The organism is Streptomyces sp. NPDC050738 (assembly GCF_040654175.1).
Classification (GTDB): domain Bacteria; phylum Actinomycetota; class Actinomycetes; order Streptomycetales; family Streptomycetaceae; genus Streptomyces.
Map to the genome: position 1 here is coordinate 17,496 of NZ_JBFAHN010000025.1, position 24,006 is coordinate 41,501.

Sequence of the window (24,006 nt, forward strand, 5' to 3'; positions counted from 1 at the left end):
CCGTAGAGCGCCGCGGTCCAGAACTCCACGAGGAAGAGTCCTGCGGCGGCCCAGGCCAGGTACTGGACTCCGCTGGCCGTGCTCAGCAGCAGGAAGAGCGCCAGGGTCAGCCCCGCGGCGCCGGGGAGCCGGTCGGGCGCACGGCGCACCAGCAGGGCGCCGGCGGCCGCGCACAGGGCGACGACGGCGAACCGGCCCGGGCCGTGCAGCAGGTTCAGTACGGGGCCCGGGTGGATGCCGAGCAGCCGCACCAGTTCGTTGAGCCCCCACCAGTCGCCGGTGCCGCCCGCGTAGCCGAGAACGTTGTGGCGCAGCCCGGCCCACTGGGACCAGGCGGCGGGCCCCCACACCACCAGGGACGCACCGCCGAAGCCGAGGGCGAAGTGCCGCAGGCTCCGCCGCCCCTGCAGGAGTGCGGCCAGCAGCAGCGCGGGCAGGACGACGACGGGGACGATCTTCACGCCGAGAGCGAGGGCGAAGACGACGCCGGCCGCGCCGGGGCGCCGCAGATCGGCGAGCAGGTACACGGCGAGCAGGGTGAGGAAGACGAAGACCGGATCCGTGTTGCCGTGGAATCCCGACACCGCGACGAGGACGGGGCTGAGGCTGACCATCACCGAGGCGGCGACGGCCCGCGCGGTTCCGGCCCTTCGGCGCACCATGGCGTACACGAGCAGTGCGGTGCCCGCGTCGGCGAGGCAGGCGGGGGCACGGATGAACAGCGGGAAGGGGATGCCCGCGCTGTGCGCCGCACCGGCGAGGGAGAGCCAGGCGCCGGTGACGGGCGGGTGGTTGTAGAGCCTCCCGCTGTAGAACGGATGCTCGTACGCGCCCGCCACCCCGAGCCGGCCGACCGCATGGGCGAACACCTGGAACGTGCGGACGTCTCCCGTCCCGAACGTGTGCGCGGCCAGCCAGAGTTTACCGGCGCAGGCCAGCACGGCGATCACCAGGGTCACGCGTGATGCGGCGGTGGCGGCGGTGATGGGACGCAAGGTGGTACTTCCTCTACCTCTGCGGGAAACAGGAGACCTGCCTATCTGTCGACCGCAGAGGGCACACCGCAAACCAACCGTGACGAAGGGCGCCCCCCGGCGGGGAGCGCCCTTCGTCACGTACGCGACCGCGGGGTCAGCCGGATTGCCCCGCGAAGACCGTCACCAGGCCGACCACCACCAGCAGGGATCCCGCCCAGGTCCACGGGGAGGTCTGCTCGTGCAGGACGGTGGAGCTCGCCAGCACGATCAGCAGATAGCCCAGCGCGTTGAAGGGGTACGCGATGGACAGCGGCACCTGGGCCAGCGTGGACATCCACGCGATGGCGGAGATGCCGAAGACGGCGAGCCCGAGGACCACCCAGGGGGTGGTAGCCGCGCGTACGGCCAGCGATCCTCCGGCGTGGTCCGCGGTCTTGGCCGCGACCTTCATTCCGTGCTTGAGCATGATCTGGCCGGCCGCCGAGGAGAAGACGGCGAACAGCAGCAGTACGAGACTCGGCAGAGTCAACGTCCGCCTCCCATCGGATAGTTCGTGTTCCGCGGCGTCCTCGGCGGGCTCAGACGCCCACGTGGTCGGCTCGCTCGGCGGGGCTGTACTGGCGGTTGAGAATGTCTTGGACATCGACGTGCTCTCCAGCGATGATCGTCCGGGCCGCATGCGGAGTGAGCAGTGCGACGTGCTGATAGCCGAACAGCGTCGGCCTGAGGCGGGTCAGCAGCTTGGACATTCCGCCGAGCACCTTGGCGAGCGGCCCGCCGCCCATCACGGACCAGAACGGCGCCCCGGTCGAGGTGATGTCGAGGACGTCGTAACCGGCCGAGGTGACGGTGCGGCGCAGGCTGGCGCGGGTGAAGAAGCGCAGATGCGTCTCGTCGAGGATGCCCCTGCGGTCGTAGTCGAAGGCCCCGAAGGCCACCCGAAGACGCGAGTACCAGTGGCTGAAGTTCGGTACGGAGAGCAGCATCTTGCCGCCCGGTGCCAGGATGTCGGCGATCTCGGCGAGGACCCGCTCGGGCCGCGAGAGGTGCTCGATCACATCGCCGGCGACCACGTAGTCGTAGTCGACGCCGATGTCCTCGGGCAGTCCCTCCTCGAGGTTGGCGAGGAAGAACTCCGAGCAGCGTTCGCGTACGCCCTCGACCTCGATGTAGTCCACGCCGGTCACCTTGTGGCCGAGCATCTCCAGGCGCTCCGCGAAGAGCCCGCCCGAGCAGCCGAGGTCCAGGACCCGGCCGGGCGGCAGGGTGCGCATCCGGTCCAGGATGACGGAGTGCGAGGAGCCGTCGCCCTCCTTGAAGGCGTACTCGGCGGGCTTGGGGATCCAGGCGCAGGTGCCGAATCCCTTGACGGCGAGCCGGTATTCGAGGACGTCCTTGATGACGTCCTTCGCATACTTCATGCCGTTCACGTAGCAGATCTCGTCGCCGTAATACGTGGGAATGGGGATCTCCTTGATCCGCATTCCGGCATTGATCAGCTGGACGATGATCTGGGTGTCGAAGTCGAAGGCGTCGGTGTTCCGGTCGATCGGCAGCTGCTTGAGCGCCGCCACGCTGTACGCGCGGTATCCGGAGTGGAATTCGGTGAGCTGCGACCCGAGGAGTGAATTCTCGACCCGGGTGAGAATGCGGTTGCCGAGCCATTTGTACATCGGCATGCCGCCCTTGCGGGCCCCGCCGGACTTCATCATGCGCGAGCCGAACACCGCCTCGCATTCGCCGCGTTCGATGGGGGCGACCATGTCGGGCAGCGATTCGGGGGCGTACTGGCCGTCGCCGTGCAGCAGCACCACGATGTCCAGACCTCGCTCGGCGGCGAGTGCATAACCGGCCTTCTGGTTTCCGCCGTAACCGAGGTTCTTCGTGTGCCGCATGACCACGGTCTGCGGCATTCCCTCCGCCTGCGACCAGCGGCATCCGGCGGTGAATGTCTCGTCGTGACTCGCGTCGTCCAGGATCAGGATCTCGGCGATGCGCGAGCGGAAATCCTCCGGAATGCGGTCGAGCGTCTTCTCCAGCGTGGTTTCGGCGTTGTACGCCACCACCATGATCCCGATCCGGGGGCCGGGGCTGGAGCTGCTGCTTTCCTTCACGTACGTGTCTCCACGGTCTGTTGGGGTTCGATTGCTTGACGGGGGAATGAGCCGGCGCCGGCCTGCGGCGGCCGCGCTCCGAGCACCTTGTGGACCGCCGACGCGAGGGCGATCGCGAGGACAAGCCAGCCGACGGCGCCGACGGTGAGTTCGAAGGAGTTCCACCTGACGGCCCGGTGGACGGCGTAGACCCAGGAGGCGAGAGCGCCGGCGACGAGGCTGTAACCCAGCCCTTCCCAGAGCCCGATGACGAAGAGTCCGGCCACCGGCCAGGCCAGGTACTGCACACCGGACGCAGTGCTCAGCAGCAGCAGAACGCCCATGGTCACGCCGACCACGGCGGGCAGTTCGGCGGGTCGCCGCCAGGCGAGCCACGCCCCGGCGGCAACCGTGATCAGCACCACCACGTAGTGCCCGTCGCCGCGCATGAAGGCGATGGTCGACTCGGGCGCACCGAGCCAGTCCGCGAACCGGATCAGCCCCCAGAGGCGAGTCCGGCCGCCCTCGTACTCCAGGACTTTCTCCTTGAGCGCCAGGGGCACGGTCACCAGTGCCGGTCCCCAGACGACGAGGAAGACGGCACCCAGCCCGGCGGCAAAACGCACGAACGGACGGCGTCCACCACGGAACGCGGCAATCACCAGTGCGGGGAGCGCCACGACCGGCACGAACTTGACGCTGATGGAGAGTGCGGCGCACACCCCGGCGGCCAGCGGGCTTTTCCGGTCCGCCAGCAGATACGCGGCGGCCAGCGCGAACATCACCGCGACCGAATCGGTGTTGCCGTGAAATCCCGAGGTGGGAATCAGTACGGGGGAGAGCGTGACCCCGATGCCGCACGCCACGGCCATACGGACGGAGCGACGCCTGCGCACGATTTCGAACACCAGAATGCTGGACACGAAATCGGCCAGGCAGGCCGGAAGGCGAATGAGTGTGCTGAAGTCGGCCACCCGGCCCGCGAGTTCATTGAGCACCAGCAGCATCCAGCCGGCCAGCGGCGGGTGGTTGTAGACCGGCAGATGCGCCATGGGGTGGTCATAGATGCGCACCGGTCCGACCTCGGCGATGTTCCGGGCGAACCCATGGAAGAAGCGGACGTCCGCGGGCCCTCCCGTGCCGGCGGCGAGCATCATCTTTCCGATGAGACCCACTGCCGCGACCAGCACGACCACGGCCATGCCACGGTGCGCGGCCAAGACCTTCCGAAAGTTCAGCAAGCTCATGGCCGCCGAACGTAGCAACGATCTGTTCCATCGTTCCGGAGGGATGAAATCACTATTGCCGCAAGCGAGTTCGCTGCCCTGCGGATCTACACAAACATCACTTCAGGTGAATCACCCATACGGCGCACGGGAACCCGTAATTCGGCACGCCAACTCTCGTTCACAACCTGTCCCTTGTGCGGCAACCGCGCAGCCAACTCACAGTTTTGACGACGGGTCGGACCAGTGAAAGCACTCGTACTCTCCGGTGGTGCCGGCACCCGCCTGCGGCCAATCACCCACACCTCGGCCAAGCAGCTCGTACCGGTCGCCAACAAGCCGGTGCTCTTCTACGGCCTGGAGGCGATCGCCGAGGCGGGCATCCGCGAGGTGGGCATCGTCGTGGGCGACACCGCCCCGGAGATCGAGGCCGCGGTCGGCGACGGGTCGCGCTTCGGCCTCGAGGTGACGTACATCCCCCAGCTGTCCCCGCTCGGGCTGGCCCACGCGGTGCTGATCGCCGAGGAGTTCCTCGGCGACGACGACTTCGTGATGTACCTCGGCGACAACTTCATCGTCGGCGGGATCACCTCGCTGGTCGAGGAGTTCCGCACCACCCGCCCCGACGCCCAGATCCTGCTCACCCGGGTCCCCGACCCGCGCGCCTTCGGTGTCGCGGAGCTGGACGGGACGGGCCGGGTGGCGTCCCTGGAGGAGAAGCCGGCCGATCCCAAGAGCGATCTGGCGCTGGTCGGGGTGTATCTCTTCACCCCGGCCGTGCACGAGGCCGTACGGTCCATCACGCCCTCGGCGCGCGGCGAGCTGGAGATCACGCACGCGCTGCAGTGGCTCATCGACCAGCAGCGGATGGTGAGTTCGACGATCATCAGCGGCTACTGGAAGGACACCGGCAACGTCGCCGACATGCTGGAGGTGAACCGTTCCGTGCTGGAACTGCTCGAACCCAGCGACGAGGGCAGCGTGGACGCCGCCACCGAGATCATCGGCCGGGTGCGGATCGGGAAGGGCGCGACCGTACGCGGATCGCGGATCGTGGGCCCGGCGATCATCGGGCCGCGTACGACCGTCGAGAACTCCTACATCGGGCCCTCCACGTCGATCGCCGAGAACTGCCGGGTCACCGACAGCGAGATCGAGTACTCGATCGTGCTGAGCGGATCCTCGCTCGACGGCGTACGGCGCGTGGAGGCGTCCCTCATCGGCCGGGACGTCGAGATCACGCCCGCGCCGAGCATCCCGGCCGCCCACCGGCTGGTCCTCGGGGACCACAGCAGGGTGCAGATCTCCGGCTAGCGGGAGGACGGCGGGACGGGGCGGCCCGGATCACCCGGACCGCCCCCAGGGTCACCGTGCCAGCATCCGGTCGGCCACCGCGGCGGCCGCCGCTCCGTCGTCGAGGTCGCAGAAGACCTCGCGGAACGCCTCGTAGGCCCCGGCGTACGCCTCCGTCGCCGTGGCGGGGGCGCGCAGCGCCTCGATCAGCTCCGCCGAGCCGGGGACGAGCGGGCCCGGCGCCTGGGACTCGAAGTCGAAGCAGAACCCGCGCAGGGTGTCCCGGTAGTGCTCCAGGTCGTAGGTGTGGAAGAGCATCGGGCGGCGGGTCTGGGCGAAGTCGAACATCAGCGAGGAGTAGTCGGTGACCAGCACGTCACTGATGAGCATGAGCTCCGCGACGTCCGGGTAGCGCGAGACGTCCCGCACGAAGCCGTCGGCGGTGGCGGGCAGCCGGTCGGTGACCAGGTAGTGGCGGCGCACCAGCATGACGGTGGAATCGCCGAGTGCCTCCTCGGCGGCCTTGAGGTCCAGGCGCAGGTCGAGGGCGTACTGGCCGCCTCCCGCCGGACGGTCCTCGCGCCAGGTCGGCGCGTAGAGGACGACGCGCTTGCCTTCGGGGAGGGAGAGCCTCTCCCGTACGCTCGCGGCGATCTTCTCCCGGTCCGGCGCGTGGAGCAGGCCGTTGCGCGGGTAGCCGCTCTCCAGCACCTCGCCCTCGTAGCCGAAGGACCGGCGCAGCACGGGGGTGCTGAAGCGGTTGGGCGACACCAGCAGGCTCCACTGGCGGGCCCGCTGGGGAAGTGTCGCGATGTACGGCTCGTTCGCCGCGGCGGTGCCGGTGAGGTCGATCCCGATGCGCTTGAGCGGGGTGCCGTGCCAGGTCTGTACGACGTACTGGTCCTCGCGGCGCTCGAACCACTCCGGCAGCTGGGTGTTGGTCACGATGTACGCCGACCGGGCGAGCGCCTCGTGCCAGGCGGTGGAGCCGTGGATCACCGCGCGGGCACCGGACGGCAGCTGGGCCTGCTGGTCGCGTACGACGCACAGGTGCTCCAACTCGCCGCCACGGGAGAGGAGTTCCTCGTGCACGGCGCGCGGTGAGTCCGAGTACTGGCGGCCGTCGAAACTGCTGTAGAGGACGGCGGCGCGCAGCGGCTGCGTACGGGCGGCACGGTAGCCCTCCGCCAGCCGGTGCTGCCCGTGGGCGCCGCGCTCGTCGGCCGCGAGGACGGAGCCCGACACCAGCAGCAGCTGGTCGTGGAAGCGCCGGTCCAGGGTGAAGTCCCTTTCGTTCAAGGTGCGTTGGGCGGGGACGGAGGCATGCAGGACGGGGAGCAGCCGGACCGGGACACCGGGCGACTCCTGCTCGGTGCCGGTTCCGGATTCCCGCAGGAAGAAATACCAGTTCCCCTCCGCGAGCGGCAGCTCGCCGCCGGGCCCTTCCACGGTGTGCGGATGCAGTGCGGCGCGGAAGCGGCCGTTCTCGTACTGGACGGGAAAGACCAGCTCCTCGCGGTGTGCGCTGTGCTGGGCGACCAACTCGACCTCGTACGAAGGCCCTTGGGGATACGAGCCCTCGATGACGAGCTCACCCTCCCCGCTCCAGCCCGCCCGGTCGACCAGAGGCTGCACCGTCTGGTCGCAGAGCTGCAGATTGCCGCGGGCGCCCGCCGTGACGCACAGCTCGCGGCCCGCATCCGCGAGCGGATAGCGGCCCGTGGCGCGCGTGCCGGGAGCGTCGACCGGCGTCCGGCGCCCCTTGGCGTCGACGAGATGGGCGCTGTACGGATCCACCGGCCTGGCAGACGTCGCCTGCGCGCCCGCGAAGTCGGCCAGCGGCACCTGCGCGGTGAAGCGGTTCCCCTGAAGCGTCACCGGGCAGACGACCACCGCATCGGAGTGCTGGTGGTCGAGGTGCAGGGTGAACGGTCCCCGGCCTGCGCCGTCCCCGACCAGCTCCCCTTCGAGCACGACCGTGTCACCGGCCGCCCGGCTTTCCTCGAACCTGGCCGACACCGCCTCGGCGTACAGCACCAGCTTGCCCCCCTCGAATGCGGGGACGATGCGCGAGGTCGCGTCGGGCCGGTGGACGGCGGGCGGCGTCGGGGCGTCGGCGGGCCCGAGGGCGGAGCGGCGCAGCAGCCCGTGTCCTGCGACGCCGATCTCCAGCCGCCAGGCCGTGCCCGCACCGCCGGTTCCGGCCGACAGCAGCCGCCGGGGGTCGACGGACGTCTCGAACCCCGCCCAGTCGTAGCGGTGCAGCCGCTGCCGGGAGCGCGCGGTGGCCTCCGCGTCGGCGACGGTCCGCAGGCGCAGGGGCAGCACCTTGCGGCCGCCCGCCCGCAGCCAGCCGGCCTTGACCTCGCTGCGGCGCGATGCGGCCGGGAGGTTGCGGATGTAGGCGAAGCCGCGCAGCTGGAGCCTGCCGTCGCGCCACTGCGCCTCCAACAGCCGTGCGGTGAGCGGCAGATCGGTGTCACCGAGCCGCAGAACGGATGCGGGCACGGGGTGCCGCAGGGTCGGGTACTGGGCGCGCCGGCGACGGAGGCCGCGTACGGCGAAACTGCCGGGATGGGCCTTGTCGAAGGCGAGGAGCGCGAGAAGCTCGTCGAGGCGGCGCTCACGCACCAGGTGCCACATCACCCGCAGCCGTACGGGAAGGCCGTCGAGGACGCCGGGTTCCGCCTGGTCGGCGAACTCATTGGCGTGGCGGAGGAACGCCTCCTGGTACTCGGGGCTCCCCTGCGGAAGCACCTCCATGAAGTACCAGAGGTCGTTGGCCAGGACGTGCGACTCGTAGTGCGCCTTGTGTCCCGCCTCGCCGCGCCCCTTCAGGAAGGTGCTGACGCCGGTCACATGGGCCGCACGGTCCCTGATGCCCCTGACGACCGCGCGCCGGGTGGTGATGGATCCGTCGCGGTCGCGCCAGTGGTAGACGGTGTCCTTGAGGACGTCGACCGTGGAGGCGAGGAACTGTGCGGGGAGGACGACCGGGATGTCCTCGTACAGGCTCCCCACCGGGAAGGCGAAGGCGTGCTGCTCCCAGAAGGACCTGCGGAAGACCTTGTTGCAGGCGATCCGGTCGGCGGCCAGGTCCCAGTCCCGGGTGATGTGGGTACGCGGCCGGGTGGAGGCCATGGGTTTGCGGAAGTTGGGCGACTGCCGCAGCTTGCCGCCGGCCCGCAGCCGCATCACGTTCCCGGAGGCGAAGTCGGAGCCCGAGGCGTCCAGGGCGGCGATCAACCGCTCGTACGCGTCGGCGGGGATGACGTCGTCGCTGTCGACGAAGGCCAGGAACTCGCTCCGGGGGTCCATGTGCGCCACGCCGGTGTTCCGTGCCGCGCCCAGACCGGCGTTCTCCTGCGTGACCAGCCTGAAGCGGGCATCGTCCGCCACGAACCGGCGGGCGATGTCCGCACTGCCGTCCGGTGATCCGTCGTCGACCATGACGACTTCCAGGTCCGCGCAGGTCTGCTCGGCGAGCGAACGCAGGCACTCGTCGAGATAGTCCTCGACGTTGTAGATGGGGACGACGACGCTGAGCCGAGGCGGCATAAGAAGACATGTCCTTCGAGAGCTGTGGTTTGCGAGGACCAACCCCGCAATCGGCCCGGCGGTCACCACGCGTACGCCGAACGGGTGGGGCCGGCCGGCTGCCGTTCAGCTCGCGTCGGCCCCACGGGCGGCGTGCGCCAGCCGTTGCAGCCGCAGCTGGGCCACCCTGGCCGGCCTGATCGGCGCGACCGCCACCTGGAGGCGGCCCGTGCTGTCGCGCTCCACGGTCAGGCGGCGCAGGTTCAGGCCCTTGCGGTGGCGCAGCGCGGGCAGTTCGAGAGCGCCGGGGACCTCGACCGCTCCTGCCACCTCCATCAGCGACGTCGACAGCCGGAGAGCGGTGCGGCCCAGCGGCAACTCCGCCGCGGGCACCCGCACTTCCACGTCGGAGCCCTCTCCTTCGGGTGCGGCCTCGGCGCACCGCACGACCCGTCCGATGCTGCTGCGCACCGCGCCGGGTCCGAACTCCGCGAGGTCGGGCAGCGTGCTGTGCACCCGTACGACGAGATCCCCGTCCGCCCAGTCGACCCCGGTGACCGTGCACTGCTGCTCGGCGACGCGCCGCAGGGTGGGCTTGGTGATGTCGTAGCACGCGTCGGGCAGGGTGCGTTCCGGCGCGGTGAAGCACGGGTATCCGGCGTAGGCCCGTGTGCCGCGGACCACGACGGGCGGCGTCCCGTGGTCGCGCTCGTAGCGGATGACAGCGAGGAGCCCGTCCAGGTCACCGGCCTTCGCGTGGGAGAGCCGCAGCCGTCGGCTGACCCTCAGCTTGGGCAGGACGGCCTCGTTCAGGTGGGCCACGGCCAGCCGGCGCACACCGTCGAACAGGTGCTGTCGCTCGTCCGGTGTGTCCGTCAACAGGTTCTCGTCGAGAAGCAGTTGGGCCTCCCAGTCGAGGTGGCGCAGATGGAAGCTGTCACGGATGCGGCCCGGCTCGGTGAAGCGCTGCGTCACCTCCATGATCCGTACGAGAGCACGCAGCCGGTCCACGCGGCGGCTGCTGAGCGTCACATTGCTCTCGTCGCTGCGCCTGACGGCGAAGTAGTAGTCGTAGTCGCCGAGGACGGAGACGCGGCCCGCTCTGAAGACCGCTTCGAGGGTGAACGGCTGATCGCTGAAGGCGGGCAGATCCTCCATGAACCGCAGCCGGTGCCGCTCGATGAACGCACGCCTGAACAGTTTGGTGTTGGACAGCGCCCAGGGGAGCTTTCCCGAGCCCAGCGCCATGTCCGGAACGGTGCGGGCGAACACGGCGATCGGCACGGCCCGCCCGTTGACCGGCGCCATCTTGGCGTAGACGACGTCGGAGCCGTGCTCATCGGCCGCCGCGACCATCCGCTCCATCGCCTCTTCGCCCAGATAGTCGTCGGAGCCGAGGAAGAACACGTACCGCCCGCGCGCCGCTTCGAGCGCCCGGTTGCACGGGCTCGCGGGACCACCGGAGTTGGCCTGCTTCAGCACCTTGAACCCGCCCGGCCGCAGGGCCGCATATCTGTCGAGTTCCCTGCCGCTGCCGTCCGTCGACCCGTCGTCGACGGCGACCACCTCCATCCGGCCGGGGCCGATGCTCTGCCGCAGCAGCGAGTCCAGGCACTCGGTGAGGTACGGCATGGTGTTGTAGACGGGGATGATCACGCTTACGTCAGGGAGAGTTGTCGCCATGCCCGTTCAACGACGGCCCCTCCCCCTCGGCTACGCCGTGACGAGCCGCGATGCCCCCGAGTGCGCCGGCGTGGGGAGCAGGCCGCTGTACACACCGTCGAGGACCTCCGCCTGCGCCTGCCAGGTCCACTGGTCGAGCAGCCCTGCCCTGTCGTACGCGGCCCGGTATCCGTCCGGGGCTTCGAGCACCGCACGTACCGCCCGGACGAAGTCCGCGGTGTCCTCGGCCCTGAACACCTCGCCCTGACCGGTCTCGCGCACGGCCTCCGCCATGGTCCGTACATCGCTGACGACGACGGGGAGGCGGGCGTGCGCGTACTCCATGAACTTGGTGATCAGGGCCAGTTCATGGTTGGGCCAGTGATGGATCGGGATGACACCGACGTCGGCGGCCGCCAGGAAGGGGACGACCTGCCAGTAGGGGACGTAGGGCAGGATGTGGATCCGCTCGGCAACGCCGAGTTCCTCCGCCCTGGCCAGCACGCTCTTCATATAGGTCCCCCGAGGCGCCGACACGACGAAGGCGCAGTGCACGCCGGGCAGCTGCGGCAGTGCTTCGACCATCGTGCCGAGGCCGCGCTGCTCCGCCGCTGCCCCGCTGTAGACGAGCAGCGGGTCATCCGGTCCGATGCCGCACAACTCCCGCAGGTCCGGCGTCTCTTCGGCCTCAGGACCGGCGGGCGGCTCGCCGCCCGGCGCGTTCAGCACAACGGCCGGCAGGCGCGGGAGGTCGTGCTCGGCCTGGAGGAGCTCGGCGAGGGTTCCCGAGACGGTGACGACGGCATCGGCGCAGCGGGCGTACTCCCGCTCGTGCGCGCAGTGCCCCGGCATCCAGGTGTGCCGGTCGGCACGGGGTTTGAGACCGGGAAGGAACTCGTGGGCGTCCCAGACCAGTTTCACCGTCCGGCCCCCGGCCCGGGCGCGCTGCACGGCACGCGCGCCCACACCGATCATCCGGAAGTCGTTGGCGTGGATCAGGTCGGGCGCCAGGGCGTCGACGACGGGGCCGAACGCCAACTCGCCGTCCCACAGGCCCGGTTCGATGCGCCGCCAGAAACGGTCCCGCAGGGTCAGCTTCCAGAAGGCCGTACGCGCCTTGGCCAGCGGGGTGTCACGGTTCTTGCGTGCGGTGACGGCCGCATTCAGCTGCCGCCGGCGAAAGAGCGTCCACCGCATGGCGAGCAGCGCAGTCGTCCGGGACAGCGGGAACGCCCGTCGCTCCGCGATGCCCCGCACCCGCAGATCCGCCCGCCACGCCTTGGCCCGCTGCACTCGCTGATGCGCCATCTCGGCGGTCCGGTAGGCGAAGGGCCGGCGCCAGCCCGGGTGGCGCAGTTGGTGGCGCAGCCTGCCGAGCCGTGCCGGCACCGGGATCAGCCGCACCTCGGCCTCGCCGAGCTGCCAGCTCCGGGTGCGCCGGTCCGGGGACTGCCCGAGCAGGATCACGTCCCAGCCGGCCTCGGCCATGGTCCGCGCGGACTTCTGGACGCGGGAGTCGCCGTTGACGGCGTTGTCGACGAGCATCACCACTCGGCCTCTGCCGCGGGGGCGTTCCGCATTGCGAGCCTGGTCCATGACAGCCTTCCGGTCGCGCGCGATGGGTGGTTCCTGCACCGATTCCAACGGGACGGCAGGAAGAACGGCAACGCGCATCCCCGGGCGCCACCCCATCGGCGCACGCCACCCTACGCCCGTATAGCGCGTATTGTCCGTTTCGTGAACACCGCCCTCACACGCGCCCCTGCCCCGGCCGCGGGATCACAGCCCTCGCTCACCCCGCCGGCTCCCCGCTCGCCCCACCGCACCTGGAACACCCTCGCCACCCTCGCGCCTGCGCTGCTGATCGCGTTCGCGTGCTATCGGCAGCGCTGGGTGGGGGACGACGGCCTGATCTACACGCGGGTCGTCCGCCAGATCCTCGCGGGCAACGGCCCCGTGTTCAACGTCGGGGAACGCGCGGAGAGTTCGACCGGAACCCTGTGGCAGTGGCTGATCGCCGCAGGCAGCCTGTACCCGGGCACGGACCCCGCGCGGGTGGCCACGGCGCTCGGGGTGTTCTGCACCGGCGCCGGATTCCTGCTCGCCCTGGACGGCGCCCGCCGCTTCCACCCCGCCCGGTCGCTGCTCGTCCCTGCCGGCGTACTGGTCCTGCTGCCGGTGCAGGCCGTGTGGGACTACGGGACTTCGGGCCTGGAATCAGGTCTGGTGTTCGGCTGGCTGGGCCTGTCCTGGTGGTTGCTCGTACGGACGGCGACCGCCCCTGTCGCCGCGCGCACCCACCTCGCCACCTGCGCCGTGCTGGGTCTCGGCCCGCTGGTCAGGCCCGAACTGGGCGCGGTCTCGGCGGTGTTCCTGGCCACGGCCTGGTTCCTCGGCCGCCCCGGATGGCGCGCGACCACGGCCCGGCTGGCCGCCGCCGTCGCGCTGCCGCTCGCGTACGAGATCTTCCGGGCCGGCTACTACGGCATCCTCGTCCCCCTCCCCGGCGTCACCAAGGAGGCCTCGACCTCGCTGTGGGGACGGGGTCTGCTCTACCTCGGCAACTTCGTCGAGCCGTACCGCCTGTGGCTCCCTCTGCTGCTGGTCGCCGGTCTCACGGTCGAGGTCGTACGCCGCAGCACCCACGGCCGCCGCGATACGGCGATCGTCGCGGCCCCGCTGGTCGCAGGGCTGCTCTGCACGCTGTACGCGGTCAAGGTCGGTGGTGACTTCATGCACGGCCGCACCCTGCTGCCCGCGCTCTTCCTGCTCCTGCTCCCGGTGATGCTCGTGCCCCTGACCCGGGTGAGCGGAGCCGTGGTCGCGGCGCTCGGCGTCTGGGCGGCGGCCTGCCTCCTGTTCTGGCGTCCGCCGCACCTCGACGGCGGAGCATCGGCGATCCTCGACGAGCACGCCGGGTACATCGCCGCCACCGGCAGTGAGCACCCGGTGAGCCAGAGCGTCCACGCGGCACGCAACCTCCGCTTCACCCACCGCCTCGACAGCGTCCGGCAGTCCGGCTCCCGGAGCGTCGTCATCGAGATGTCCTACGACAAGCGGTACGCGATCCTGCCGCTCACCGCGCGCATCCCCGCCCCCCTCGCCGGCGCCGAGGCCCGGCTTGGCCACTCCGGCACCGTGATCCCGCTCGACGGCCGGGCGATCGACACCCTCGGTCTCGCCTACCCGCTGGGCGCGCACATCGAGTCGCGCGTCTTCACCAAGGCGGGCCACGACAAACCGCTCCCCCGGGAGTGGATCATCGCCGACTACACCGACCCCGGCACGCCCACGCCGCCCGGCATCCAGCCCCGCCGCGTCGCCGCCGCCCGGCACGCGCTGACCTGCGGCCCGCTGGCCGAACTGCAGGCGTCCGTACGGGAACCCATGACCCTCCGGCGGTTCACCAGGAACCTCGCCGGCGCATGGGACCGCACCGCCTTCCGCTTCCCGTCGGACCCGGTCGAGGCCGAACGCAGGCTCTGCGGCAGGGGCTGACCCCAGGACGCGGGCTGACCTCAGGAGGCCATGAAGAGGCGCCGTACGACCCGCTCCGCCGCTCCCCCGTCGTCGTACGGACAGAACCGCGCGCGGAACGCCGCCCGGAGCGCGGTCGTCGCTTCGGTGTCCCAGGAGACGGAGTCCAGCAGGTCGAGGAGTTCGTCCTCGGTGGTGGCGACCGCGCCCGGGGTCTCGCCCGGCTCGCCGGAGAGGAGGTCGAAGTAGGTGCCGCGCGATGCGCGGTAGGCCGGCCAGTCGGGGGCGTAGGTGATGATCGGGCGGTCGAGGCAGGCGTAGTCGAACATCAGGGACGAGTAGTCGGTGATCAACGCGTCCGATGCCAGGGCGAGTTCCTCGGTCGACGGGTGGGACGACACGTCGATGACGCGGGCGCCGCTCACCCCGGGCTGTGCCCCGTAGAAGTAGTGGGCCCGCACCAACAGGACGTATTCCTCGGTCAGTTCGCGCGAGACCCGTTCGAGGTCGAGGTGCGGGACGAAGCCCCTTTCGTAGTCGCGGTGCGTGGGTGCGTAGAGCAGTGCCGTCTGGCCGCGTTCGATGCCCAGGCCGGTGCGGAGTGCGGCGATCTCGGCGGGTGTCGTCGTGAAATAGGTGTCGTTGCGCGGATAGCCGAGGTCCAGGTGCTCGTACGCGGCCGAGGGGTAGACCCGGTCCCAGACCTCCGTGGAGTGCGGGTTGGAGGAGAGGCTGAAGTCCCACTGGTCGGTGTGGGCGAGGATCTTCGCGAAGTCCGTCGAGCCGCCGGACGCGGGATAGCGGCGCTGGTCGAGACCCATGGACTTGAGCGGGGTGCCGTGGTGCGTCTGGAGGTAGACCTGCCCGGGACGCTTCGTGAAACCGCCGGGGAAGCTGGAGTTGTTGATCAGATACGTCGCCCTCGCCATCGCCCGCCAGTAGGCGCGCGAGCCCTCGATGACGTGTTCCGTGCCGGGCGGGAGCCGGTCGGCGTGGCGGCTGCTGACCGCCCAGACCTGGCGGATGTGCGGGACGAGTTCGCGGGCGCGGGCGGCGATCGCGGCCGGGTTGCAGGAGACCCCGCGGTTCCAGTAGGCGCCGTAGACCGCGAGGTTCGGGTCGAGGCGGCTGGTGCGGAGGTCGGCGCTGTAGGCCGTGCGCATGGCCCGGGTGCGCAGGTGCTTCTTGTACGTGAGGACCGCCGAGCGGGCCCGGGTGCGCCGGTCGGCCGCCGCGCCGAGCGCCTGGTGCGCCGCGTACGAACCGGTGGCCAGGGGGCGGTGGTGCGGCGGCGGGTCGTACCCCTCGGGGACATGGATGCGGTAGTGCTCGGCGGCCCGCTGGAAGAAGGCCTTGCGGTCCTCGGGGGCGATGCGGCCCGGGTCGTCGAGGACGGCGAGGGTGTGGTCCGTCATGGGCCCGAAGAGGCAGGGGTGCGGCCCGGAGTCCGCGAGCACGGCGGTGTAGGCGTCGAAGAGCGTGAAGTGCTGGCGGCCCGGGGTGGAGGAGGTGGAGCCGCCGCGGCGGATCCTGTGCCGTACGCAGTTGCGGTCCAGGACGGCGGGCGGCCCGTCGAGGAGGCGCGTGGCGCGGTGGACGGGGAGGAGGTGGCCGTAGGGCCCGTACCGGAAGCCGAGGCGGTGGCCGGTGAAGAACGCGCGGCCGAAGACGCGGTTCCAGGGGACGGGGGTGGCCGACAGCGGGTCGGTGAGGTCGTCGCCGCCCGGGGTCACCGTCTCCCACCAGTCGATGCGGTCGTGGCCGAAGAGGAGGACGTCGGGGTGGCCGGTCTCGGTGAGGCGTCCGGCGATCGCCTCCAGCGCGCCGGGCAGCAGCAGATCGTCGCCGTCGAGGAAGAGGAGGTGGTCGCCGCGGGCCAGCCCCGCCCCTGCGTTGCGGGCCGCGCCCACGCCCTGGTGCGAGGCGAGGGGCAGCAGGGTGACGCGGGGGTCGCGGTCGGCGTACTCCTCGGCGATGGCCGCGCATCCGTCGGGCGAGTGGTCTTCGACCACGATCAGCTCGAAGTCCCCGTAGGACTGGGCGAGTACGGACTCCACGGCGGCCCGGAGATATCCCTGTACCCGGTGGACGGGCATGACGACACTGAAGCGGGGCATGGGCGCTGACAGTAGTGCCATCGTCGCACCGCGCCACCGCGCCACCACCCGTTCGGGTTAGCGCTGGTAACTCCTCCCGCGCCCCCGTGTTGACGTGTACGTGAAGCCACGTCTGAGCGTCGTCGTGCCCATTTTCAATGTCGAGGATTACCTGGAGGAGTGCCTGCGGTCCATCGCGGAGCAGACCGTCCGGGATCTGGAGGTGGTGCTCGTCGATGACGGTTCCACCGACACGAGCGGGGTGATCGCGGAGAAATTCGCCGCCGCGGATCCGCGGTTCAGGTACATCAGGCAGGAGAACGCCGGACTGAGCGCGGCGCGCAACACGGGGGTGCGGCACGCCACTTCCGCGGTCCCGTATCTGACCTTCGCCGACAGCGACGACATCGTCGTGCACGACGCGTACGAACGGATGCTGGCCTCCCTGGAATCCACCGGATCCGACTTCGCCACCGGCAATGTGTGGCGCCTCGACGGGCAGGGCCGCCACCAGGCCTGGCAGTACAAGTGGCTGGCCGCCGGCGCCTCGCGCGAGCGCACCCACATCACCCGCGATCCGCAGCTGCTCGCCGACCGGGTCGCCTGGAACAAGGTCTTCCGGCGCTCTTTCTGGGACCGTCACCACTTCGCCTTCCCCGAGGGGAAGTTGTACGAGGACACCCCGGTGATGATCCCCGCGCACTACCGGGCAGAGGCGGTGGACGTGCTCGCCGACCACGTCTACTACTGGCGGGTGCGGGAGGGTTCGATCACCCAGCGGCGTACGGACGTGAAGGGCGTCCGGGACCGGATCGACGTCTGCGCGGAGGTCAGCCGCTTCCTCGGCGCGGAGCGCTCGGCGGAGGAGAAGCGGACCTACGACGTGTCGTGCCTGCGCGACGACTTCGTCTACTTCCTGGAGGGGCTGCCGATGGGCGGCCCCGAGTACCGCGAGGCGTTCATGACGGGGGCCGCGGCCTTCCTCGGAGCGGCCGACGCGTCGATCGCCGGCGAGCTGCCGGTGGATCTGCGGATCAAGTGGCGCCTGGTCCGGGAGGGCCGGCTGCCCGAACTTCTCGAGGTCCTGCTGTACGAACAGGAGCACGGCAAGGGGACGTTCGCGGTACGCGGCCTGCCCTGGCGGCGCCGCGCCGCCTTCCCCGGAGTGGACGCCACGGAGCGACTGCGCCCCAGTGAACTCCCTTCGGCCGTACGGCTGTTGGGTGCGGAGTGGCAGCCCGACGGACGACTGCTGCTGCACGGAACGGCGGGGATCCGCAATCTGAAGGCAGGGCGCGGGCCGAAGCTGGGCATGGCGCGCGAGGTGGGCGGCCGGCGGATGCGCCGCGTACCGCTGCAGGGCGGCAAGGAGCCCGACACCTTCGACATGGTGGTCGACCCGCTGGCGCTCCCGGTCGGCGAGTGGCTGCTCGGAGTGGTGGTGGTCCGCCGCGAGATGGTGCGCCGGGCGGCCGTACGCCCGGTGGAGGCGTCCGCGGCACAGCCGCTCGTGAAGGAGCTCGGCCACGGCTGGCGGGGCACGCTCGACTTCCGGGACGGACGGGCGTCGGTGACCGTCGGACAGTGTGCCGCGCGGGTGGACGCACACCGGCTCGACGGCGACAGGCTGGAGGTGACGGGGCAGCTCTTCGGTACGGTGCGGCCGATGGTGCTCCGGATCCAGCACCCGGACGGCGAAAGAGAGTTCAGCTATCACGCCGACGGATCCGCGGACACCTTCTCGGCCCGCATCCCGCTGAAGGACCTGACGGCCGCCCCCGCCCGCACCCCACGCCTCCCGAAGGAGGTCGCCGCACCGCGCTCGGTGCGCTGGCGCGCCCGGCTGGTACTGCCGGACGGCACCGAACTGCCCGTGGCGGCCAGGCTGGGGCTCGCACCGGGACGGTACGGCGAGGTGTGCGCGACGGCGGATCCGGCAGGCGAGCTCCAACTGGAGGCGACCCGGCAGGCGATCGCCGACGTACTGCGCTGGGAACGCGGAGCGCTGCACCTGGCGGGGACGCACGGCGGATCCCCGTCCGGGGAACTGGAGCTGCGCTCCGGGGAGACGGGCGAGGTGACGTACGCGCCGGTGTCACGCGACGGATCCCGCTTCACGGCATCGGTGGAGCCGCCGCCGGACGGGGGCCGCTGGCACGCGTACCTGGACGGAATGCCGTTGCGCGTGCTGACCCCGCTGGGAGCGAGTCTGCCCACGGAACTGGCGGACGGGGAAAGGCGGTTCACCGCGACCCGACGGGACGGCGACCACCTGGTGATCGACGCAGAGATCCGCCGGATCCAAGCCCCCCACGTCCCCCAACCCACAGCCGAGGTCCGACAGCCACACGACGCGGCGCAGACCGAGCCCTTCACCCCCGCCCCGTGAGCCCAGGCTCACGGACCGCCGCCTGGTCACTGCTCCTGGCCACCCTCTTCGCCTGCCTGCAACTCACCTCCGTATCAGGCCGTGCCACCCCCGACACCAAGAACTACCTCTCGTACGCCCTCACCCTCCAGGGAGACACCCCCCGGACCGCCGCCACCCGGACCATCACCTACGTCTGCGCCCAGAGCCCCCCGCCCCCCACCGGCCACCACACCTGCACAGCGAAGCTGACCCGCGCCATCTCCCGCCACGGCGGCCCACGCACCACCTCCCCCATCACCCCCTTCGCCGGGCCCCGCTTCCTGCGCATCTTCGAGGTGCGCCCCGGTTACCCCCTCCTGCTCGCCCCCTTCATCGCGGCCGCAGGCGTGACCTGGGGCGTCTGGGCAGCGGCGCTCTTCGTCACCGTCACCGGCGGCCTCCTGGTGGTCCGCGTGCTGCGCACACTCGGCGCCCGGCCCGCCGTCGCGGTCGCCGGCCAGGGCCTGTACTACGCGCTGCCCTCCGGAGCCACCGCGATGCGCCCCATGACCGAGGGCACGCTGATGGTGCTGACCCTCGCCGTGGTCTGGGGGTACCTGCTCGTTCTCCGCAAGGAGAAGCCGCGCCGGGGGTTCGCCCTCGCCGCGGCGGCCTTCGCCGCCCTGTTCGCCGTCAAGCACACGCAGGCGCTGTTCCTCGGCGTCACCCTGGCCGCCGCGCTCGCCGCCGTCGCAGCGGTACGCCGCCGCGGCGGCCGCAGGGCGGGGCCCGAGGTGACCGGACTCCTCGCCCTGGCCGCGGGCGCGGCGGGCGCCACCGCCCTCGTCGCCCACGCGCTGCACTACCCCTCCGCGTACGACAGCGTCCAGGACCTCCTCACCCACCATTACGCACGCCCCGATGTCCCCCACCCCTGGCGGGAGTTGGCCTACACCGAGGCCCGCTTCTGGACCGGCTGGCTGCGCCACCAGTGCCTGCAGCCCCTCCTCCCCGTACTGCTCGCCGGCGCGGGCTGGGCGGCGTACCGGCGCAGTCCCGTCTTCGCGGCGGTGCTCGCCGCGGCCGCCTGCAGCGGTGTGGTCAACCAGGCGGCCCACCCCGACAGCACCCTCTGGGGCGACCGGCTGATCGTCATGGTCTGGCTGCTCCCCGCCATCGGGCTTCCGCTGCTGGCCGAATGGGCCGGGGCTCATCGAGTGACGTCTGTGACGGGCGCGGCCCGCCACGGAACCGATGAGGAGTGCACTCTCCCCCCGCCCCCGCCCCGTGGCGCCCCAGCCCGTACTTCCTCGTCGGCGGCCTCTTCTGGGCGCTGATGACCGCGGCGACCTGGCGCGTCCCGATGGCCGGGGAATTCGGCACGCACGCCGCCGTCGTGGAGCGGCTCAGCGCCGACTGGCTGCACCCGACGCACCCCCTCGCGGCGCTGCCCGGCGAGGGCAGTCCGTACTACTCGCCCTACGCCCTCTTCCAGGGGCTGTTCGCGCACGCGATGGGCCTGCCGGGACGCCTGGTCGTCAAGCTCTCCACCCCGGTGAACCTCCTGGTCCTGCTCACCGGGATCGGCCGCTTCAGCCGACTGCTGACCCCCCGCCGCTGGGCCCCGGTCTTCGCGCTCGCCGCGATGGTGCTGCTCTGGGGCACCGAACCGGCCGGCTGGAGCGGCTCTTTCGGACTGCTCTCGATGACGACGACGCTCGCCTACCCGAGCGCCTTCGCGGCCGGGCTCGCGCTCCACATCTGGGCGCTGACGGGGAGCGCGGCTCTGGAGCACGAGCGCGAGCGCACGGGTTACCTGGAGCACGCCGCGCTCGGCGTCCTCATCGGGCTGCTGATGCTGATCCACCCGATCACCTCGGTGGGCGCCCTGGTGGGCGTGGCCGCCTTCGTCGCCGGCTGGCAGCGCGAGTGGGACGACGGCACGGCACGGCGCTGGTCGCTCACGGTCGTGGCGGCGGTGGCGGTGGCCGCCTCCTGGCCGTACTTCAACGCCTTCACGCTCGGTTCGGGCGAGACCTCCGCCCTCCTGGACCAGGTGCAGCGGGGGCTGTACGACCACATCGGCGGCCGCTTCTGGCTGGGACTCCTCGGGGTGCCCGCGCTGTGGGTGCGGTGGCGGCGCTCGCGCCGGGACCCCCTCGTCCTGATGTTCGCCGCGGACTGCCTGCTCGTCGCGTACGGCTGGATCAGCGGCCACTACACCTACGGGCGCCTCCTCGGGCTGACCCTGGTCGGTCCGCAGTTCGCGCTCGCGGTCGAGCTGGCACGCCCGGGCCCGCGCGGGCTCGGCCGGCGGCTGCTCGCCCCGGTCGCGGTGGCTGCGGCCGCGCTGGGGTTCTTCACGGTGCAGGCGGGGGCGGTGGTGCCGCGGTCCCTGGATCCGGTCGGTTTCGACCAGCCGCCGGACTGGCGGACGTACGAGTGGGTCACCCGGTACGTCGAGCCGGGCGAGACCGTGCTCGCCGACGACTACTTCATCAGCCGTTCGCTGCCCGGGTACGGCGCGTATCTCGTCGCCCCGACCTGGCCCGATCCGGCACTGTCCGAGAAGGACCGGCTGCGGCGGAAGCAGGATGTGCACCGCTATCTCTCGCCGCTCTCCACGGCGACCGTACGGGCCGACATCGCGCGCAGATACCGCGTGCACTGGCTGCTGCTGACCCCGCGGCAGTCGCTGCCGCCGGAGGCGGTGGCCGTCGCCTTCAGCCCGGTGACGGGTGAAGTCCTGGCGCGGGTACCGGAGTTCAGGCTGTGAGGGCGGCGACCGCGGCCCGGGCCAGCGAGTCCAGATAGCCCTTCGGCAGGTCGTCCCGTACGACGACGGCCCGCCAGTACAGCGGCCCGATGATCAGTTCGAGGGCGCGCTCCGGGTCGGCGCCCTCCGGCAGGTCGCCGCGCGCCACCGCGTCGCGGACGACGGCCGCGGCCAGTCCCTGCTGACTGTCGAGCAGCACTTCCTTGATCGTGTTGGCGATCTCGGGGTTGCGGGCCGCCTCGACGAGCAGGTCCGGGATGATCTGGGACGCCACGGGGTGGCGCAGAGCGTGCGAGGCGAACTCCAGGAGCGCGCGTACGTCGCCGTACAGCGAACCGGTGGCAGGGGCGGGGAGCCCCTGGACGGCGAAGGCCGAGACCAGGTCGAGCACCAGGTGGAGCTTGGACTTCCAGCGGCGGTAGACGGCCGTCTTGCCGACCCCCGCCCTGCGCGCGATGCCCTCGATCGACATCTTCGAGAAGCCGACGGTGGCCAGCTCCTCGAAGACAGCGGCCCGGATGGCGTCCGTCACGTCCTCGCGGAGCACTGCGGCTCCGGCGGGCGCTCTACGTGCGGCTTTGGGGTCGGTCGACGTCATGGGAAAGATTTTACCTTACGTCGGGACGGTTGCGTTTCGACGCAGGATCGGTCTTACTGTCATCGTGACGACGAAACGGGTCCGTCCCATCGTCACTGCCTTCACGGCACCCTGCTTCCTGCCCCCCGTCGAAAGTGACCGCCCGTGAGCGTGATGACACCGCCGGCCCCCCGGCCGGCCATGGATGCGCAGCCGCCGCAGGACCTGAGCGCGTACGCACTCGCCCACGGTCTGAGCATCAGCGGGGCCCGCCCCTCCCTCATCTCGTACGTGACGCAGATCTGGGGCCGCCGGCACTTCATCACCACCTTCGCCACCGCCAAGCTGACCGCCCAGTACAGCCAGGCGAAGATGGGCCAGATCTGGCAGATCATGACGCCGCTGCTCAACGCGGCCGTCTTCTACTTCATCTTCGGCATCCTGATGAACACCAAGCGCGGGATCCCGGACTTCCTGCCCTGGCTCGTCTGCGGCGTCTTCATCTGGACCTTCACCAACCAGTCGGTCATGGCCGGGACCCGCGCCCTGACCAGCAACATGGGCCTGGTGCGGGCGCTCCACTTCCCGCGGGCCAGCCTCCCGATCGCGTACGCCATCCAGCAGCTCCAGCAGCTGATGTTCTCCATGGGCGCGCTGGTCGCGATCCTCGCCTTCTGCGGCGAGTTCCCGAGGGCGAGCTGGCTGCTGGCCGTCCCCGCCCTGGCACTGCAGGCGGTCTTCAACACCGGGCTCTCGCTGATCATGGCGAGGATCACCAGCCGGGCGCCGGACATGGCCCAGCTGATGCCCTTCCTCCTGCGCACCTGGATGTACGTCTCGGGCGTCATGTGGTCCATCGACAACGTGACCAAGAGCCACCACCTGCCGCATCTGGTGATGCTGGCCCTGCGGTGCAACCCCGCCGCCATCTACATCGACCTGATGCGCTTCGCCCTCATCGACAGCGTCACCGCGGGCGACCTGCCCCCGCACGTGTGGCTGATCGCGGGCAGCTGGGCGCTGCTGGCCGGCATCGGCGGGTTCATCTACTTCTGGAAGGCAGAGGAGAGCTACGGCCGTGGCTGAGACCAGTACCGAAACGCCCGCAGAGCTCCCGGTGAACCCCGAGGACAGGTCCCCGACCGTCGTCTGCGACGACGTCCACATCGTCTACAAGGTCCTGGGCGCCGGCTCGGGAAAGGGCAGCGCCACTTCGGCCCTCAGCCGGATCATCTCCCGCAAGGAGTCACCGGGCATCCGCCGGGTGCACGCCGTCAAGGGGGTGAGCTTCGTCGCGCACAAGGGCGAGGCGATCGGCCTGATCGGCTCCAACGGCTCCGGAAAATCAACGCTGTTGAAGGCGATCGCCGGCCTCCTTCCCACCGAGAAAGGCAAAATCTTCACCCAGGGACAGCCCTCGCTCCTCGGCGTGAACGCGGCACTGATGTCCGATCTGACCGGCGAGCGCAACGTCATCCTCGGCGGCCTCGCCATGGGCATGTCCCGCGAGGAGATCCGCGACCGCTACGAGGGCATCGTCGACTTCTCCGGGATCAACGAGAAGGGCGACTTCATCTCGCTGCCGATGCGCACGTACTCCTCCGGCATGGGCGCCCGGCTGCGCTTCTCGATCGCCGCGGCCAAGAACCACGACGTCCTGATGATCGACGAGGCGCTGGCCACCGGCGACGCCACGTTCCAGCGCCGCAGCCAGGAGCGCATCACCGAACTGCGCAAGGAGGCCGGCACGGTCTTCGTCGTCAGTCACAGCAACCGCTCGATCCTGGAGACCTGCGAGCGGGCGATCTGGCTGGAGGCCGGCGTGATGCGGATGGACGGCCCCGCCGACGAGGTCGTCGCCGCGTACGAGAAGCACACCGGCAAGAAGTAGCGGCACACGAGAAGGGGCGCCCACCGGCGAGGTGGGCGCCCCTTCTCCTGT

15 protein-coding genes and 1 pseudogene are annotated in these 24,006 nt (G+C 70.8%); 7 read left to right on the forward strand and 9 right to left on the reverse strand.

Annotated elements, in window-relative coordinates; translation table 11 throughout:
- Positions 1-92: 92 nt before the first annotated feature.
- The 4 genes and pseudogenes from AB0H78_RS36900 to AB0H78_RS36915 form a co-directional block, all read right to left on the reverse strand.
- Positions 93-1,115: pseudogene (locus tag AB0H78_RS36900) on the reverse strand (glycosyltransferase family 39 protein); the annotation flags it as partial.
- A 16-nt stretch (positions 1,116-1,131) separates the two neighbouring features.
- The gene (locus tag AB0H78_RS36905; protein ID WP_363239190.1) at positions 1,132-1,506 is read right to left on the reverse strand and encodes a hypothetical protein; all 375 of its coding nucleotides are present in this window, start codon (positions 1,504-1,506) and stop codon (positions 1,132-1,134) included.
- Positions 1,507-1,555: 49 nt separating this feature from the next.
- Complete coding sequence (locus AB0H78_RS36910; protein ID WP_363239221.1) at positions 1,556-3,046, reverse strand: bifunctional glycosyltransferase/class I SAM-dependent methyltransferase; 1,491 nt, start codon at positions 3,044-3,046, stop codon at positions 1,556-1,558.
- A gap of 41 nt (positions 3,047-3,087) precedes the next feature.
- A complete protein-coding gene (locus tag AB0H78_RS36915) occupies positions 3,088-4,317 on the reverse strand; it encodes a glycosyltransferase family 39 protein (protein WP_363239191.1) in 1,230 nt (409 codons plus the stop codon).
- A gap of 225 nt (positions 4,318-4,542) precedes the next feature.
- On the opposite strand from AB0H78_RS36915, the gene AB0H78_RS36920 reads away from it, so the two are divergent.
- Positions 4,543-5,610, forward strand: coding sequence for a glucose-1-phosphate thymidylyltransferase (locus tag AB0H78_RS36920; RefSeq protein ID WP_363239192.1), 1,068 nt, complete (start codon positions 4,543-4,545; stop codon positions 5,608-5,610).
- Between the two features lie 51 nt (positions 5,611-5,661).
- Here the strand turns inward: AB0H78_RS36920 and AB0H78_RS36925 are convergent, their stop codons facing one another.
- The 3 genes from AB0H78_RS36925 to AB0H78_RS36935 all read right to left on the reverse strand — a co-directional run bounded on the left by AB0H78_RS36925 (position 5,662) and on the right by AB0H78_RS36935 (position 12,384).
- The gene (locus AB0H78_RS36925) at positions 5,662-9,147 is read right to left on the reverse strand and encodes a bifunctional glycosyltransferase family 2 protein/CDP-glycerol:glycerophosphate glycerophosphotransferase (protein ID WP_363239193.1); all 3,486 of its coding nucleotides are present in this window, start codon (positions 9,145-9,147) and stop codon (positions 5,662-5,664) included.
- A 105-nt stretch (positions 9,148-9,252) separates the two neighbouring features.
- The gene (locus AB0H78_RS36930; RefSeq protein ID WP_363239194.1) at positions 9,253-10,809 is read right to left on the reverse strand and encodes a glycosyltransferase; all 1,557 of its coding nucleotides are present in this window, start codon (positions 10,807-10,809) and stop codon (positions 9,253-9,255) included.
- A 30-nt stretch (positions 10,810-10,839) separates the two neighbouring features.
- Positions 10,840-12,384: a glycosyltransferase family 4 protein gene (locus AB0H78_RS36935; RefSeq protein WP_363239195.1), complete on the reverse strand. Its 1,545-nt coding sequence runs from the start codon at positions 12,382-12,384 to the stop codon at positions 10,840-10,842.
- A gap of 141 nt (positions 12,385-12,525) precedes the next feature.
- On the opposite strand from AB0H78_RS36935, the gene AB0H78_RS36940 reads away from it, so the two are divergent.
- Positions 12,526-14,286, forward strand: a complete 1,761-nt coding sequence (locus AB0H78_RS36940) for a hypothetical protein (RefSeq protein ID WP_363239196.1) — start codon at positions 12,526-12,528, stop codon at positions 14,284-14,286.
- A 20-nt stretch (positions 14,287-14,306) separates the two neighbouring features.
- Here the strand turns inward: AB0H78_RS36940 and AB0H78_RS36945 are convergent, their stop codons facing one another.
- A complete protein-coding gene (locus tag AB0H78_RS36945; protein WP_363239197.1) occupies positions 14,307-16,382 on the reverse strand; it encodes a CDP-glycerol glycerophosphotransferase family protein in 2,076 nt (691 codons plus the stop codon).
- Positions 16,383-16,482: 100 nt separating this feature from the next.
- On the opposite strand from AB0H78_RS36945, the gene AB0H78_RS36950 reads away from it, so the two are divergent.
- The 3 genes from AB0H78_RS36950 to AB0H78_RS36960 are packed head-to-tail and all read left to right on the forward strand — an operon-like array spanning position 16,483 to position 21,487.
- On the forward strand, positions 16,483-18,750 hold the full coding sequence (locus tag AB0H78_RS36950) for a glycosyltransferase (RefSeq protein ID WP_363239198.1): 2,268 nt from the start codon (positions 16,483-16,485) through the stop codon (positions 18,748-18,750).
- Positions 18,747-20,048, forward strand: a complete 1,302-nt coding sequence (locus AB0H78_RS36955) for a hypothetical protein (RefSeq protein WP_363239199.1) — start codon at positions 18,747-18,749, stop codon at positions 20,046-20,048. Before AB0H78_RS36950 ends, AB0H78_RS36955 begins: the two co-directional genes overlap by 4 nt.
- Positions 19,973-21,487, forward strand: a complete 1,515-nt coding sequence (locus AB0H78_RS36960) for a hypothetical protein (protein ID WP_363239200.1) — start codon at positions 19,973-19,975, stop codon at positions 21,485-21,487. The genes AB0H78_RS36955 and AB0H78_RS36960 overlap by 76 nt, the downstream gene beginning before the upstream one ends.
- On the opposite strand, the gene AB0H78_RS36965 is transcribed toward AB0H78_RS36960, so the two are convergent.
- Positions 21,477-22,085, reverse strand: coding sequence for a TetR/AcrR family transcriptional regulator (locus tag AB0H78_RS36965; RefSeq protein WP_363239201.1), 609 nt, complete (start codon positions 22,083-22,085; stop codon positions 21,477-21,479). The genes AB0H78_RS36960 and AB0H78_RS36965 overlap by 11 nt on opposite strands.
- Before the next feature lie 153 nt (positions 22,086-22,238).
- Here AB0H78_RS36965 and AB0H78_RS36970 point away from each other — a divergent pair, with 153 nt between their 5' ends.
- Together AB0H78_RS36970 and AB0H78_RS36975 are read left to right on the forward strand one after the other, a co-directional pair.
- On the forward strand, positions 22,239-23,150 hold the full coding sequence (locus AB0H78_RS36970; protein WP_363239222.1) for an ABC transporter permease: 912 nt from the start codon (positions 22,239-22,241) through the stop codon (positions 23,148-23,150).
- Positions 23,143-23,955, forward strand: coding sequence for an ABC transporter ATP-binding protein (locus tag AB0H78_RS36975; RefSeq protein WP_363239202.1), 813 nt, complete (start codon positions 23,143-23,145; stop codon positions 23,953-23,955). The genes AB0H78_RS36970 and AB0H78_RS36975 overlap by 8 nt, the downstream gene beginning before the upstream one ends.
- Positions 23,956-24,006 lie beyond the last annotated feature (51 nt).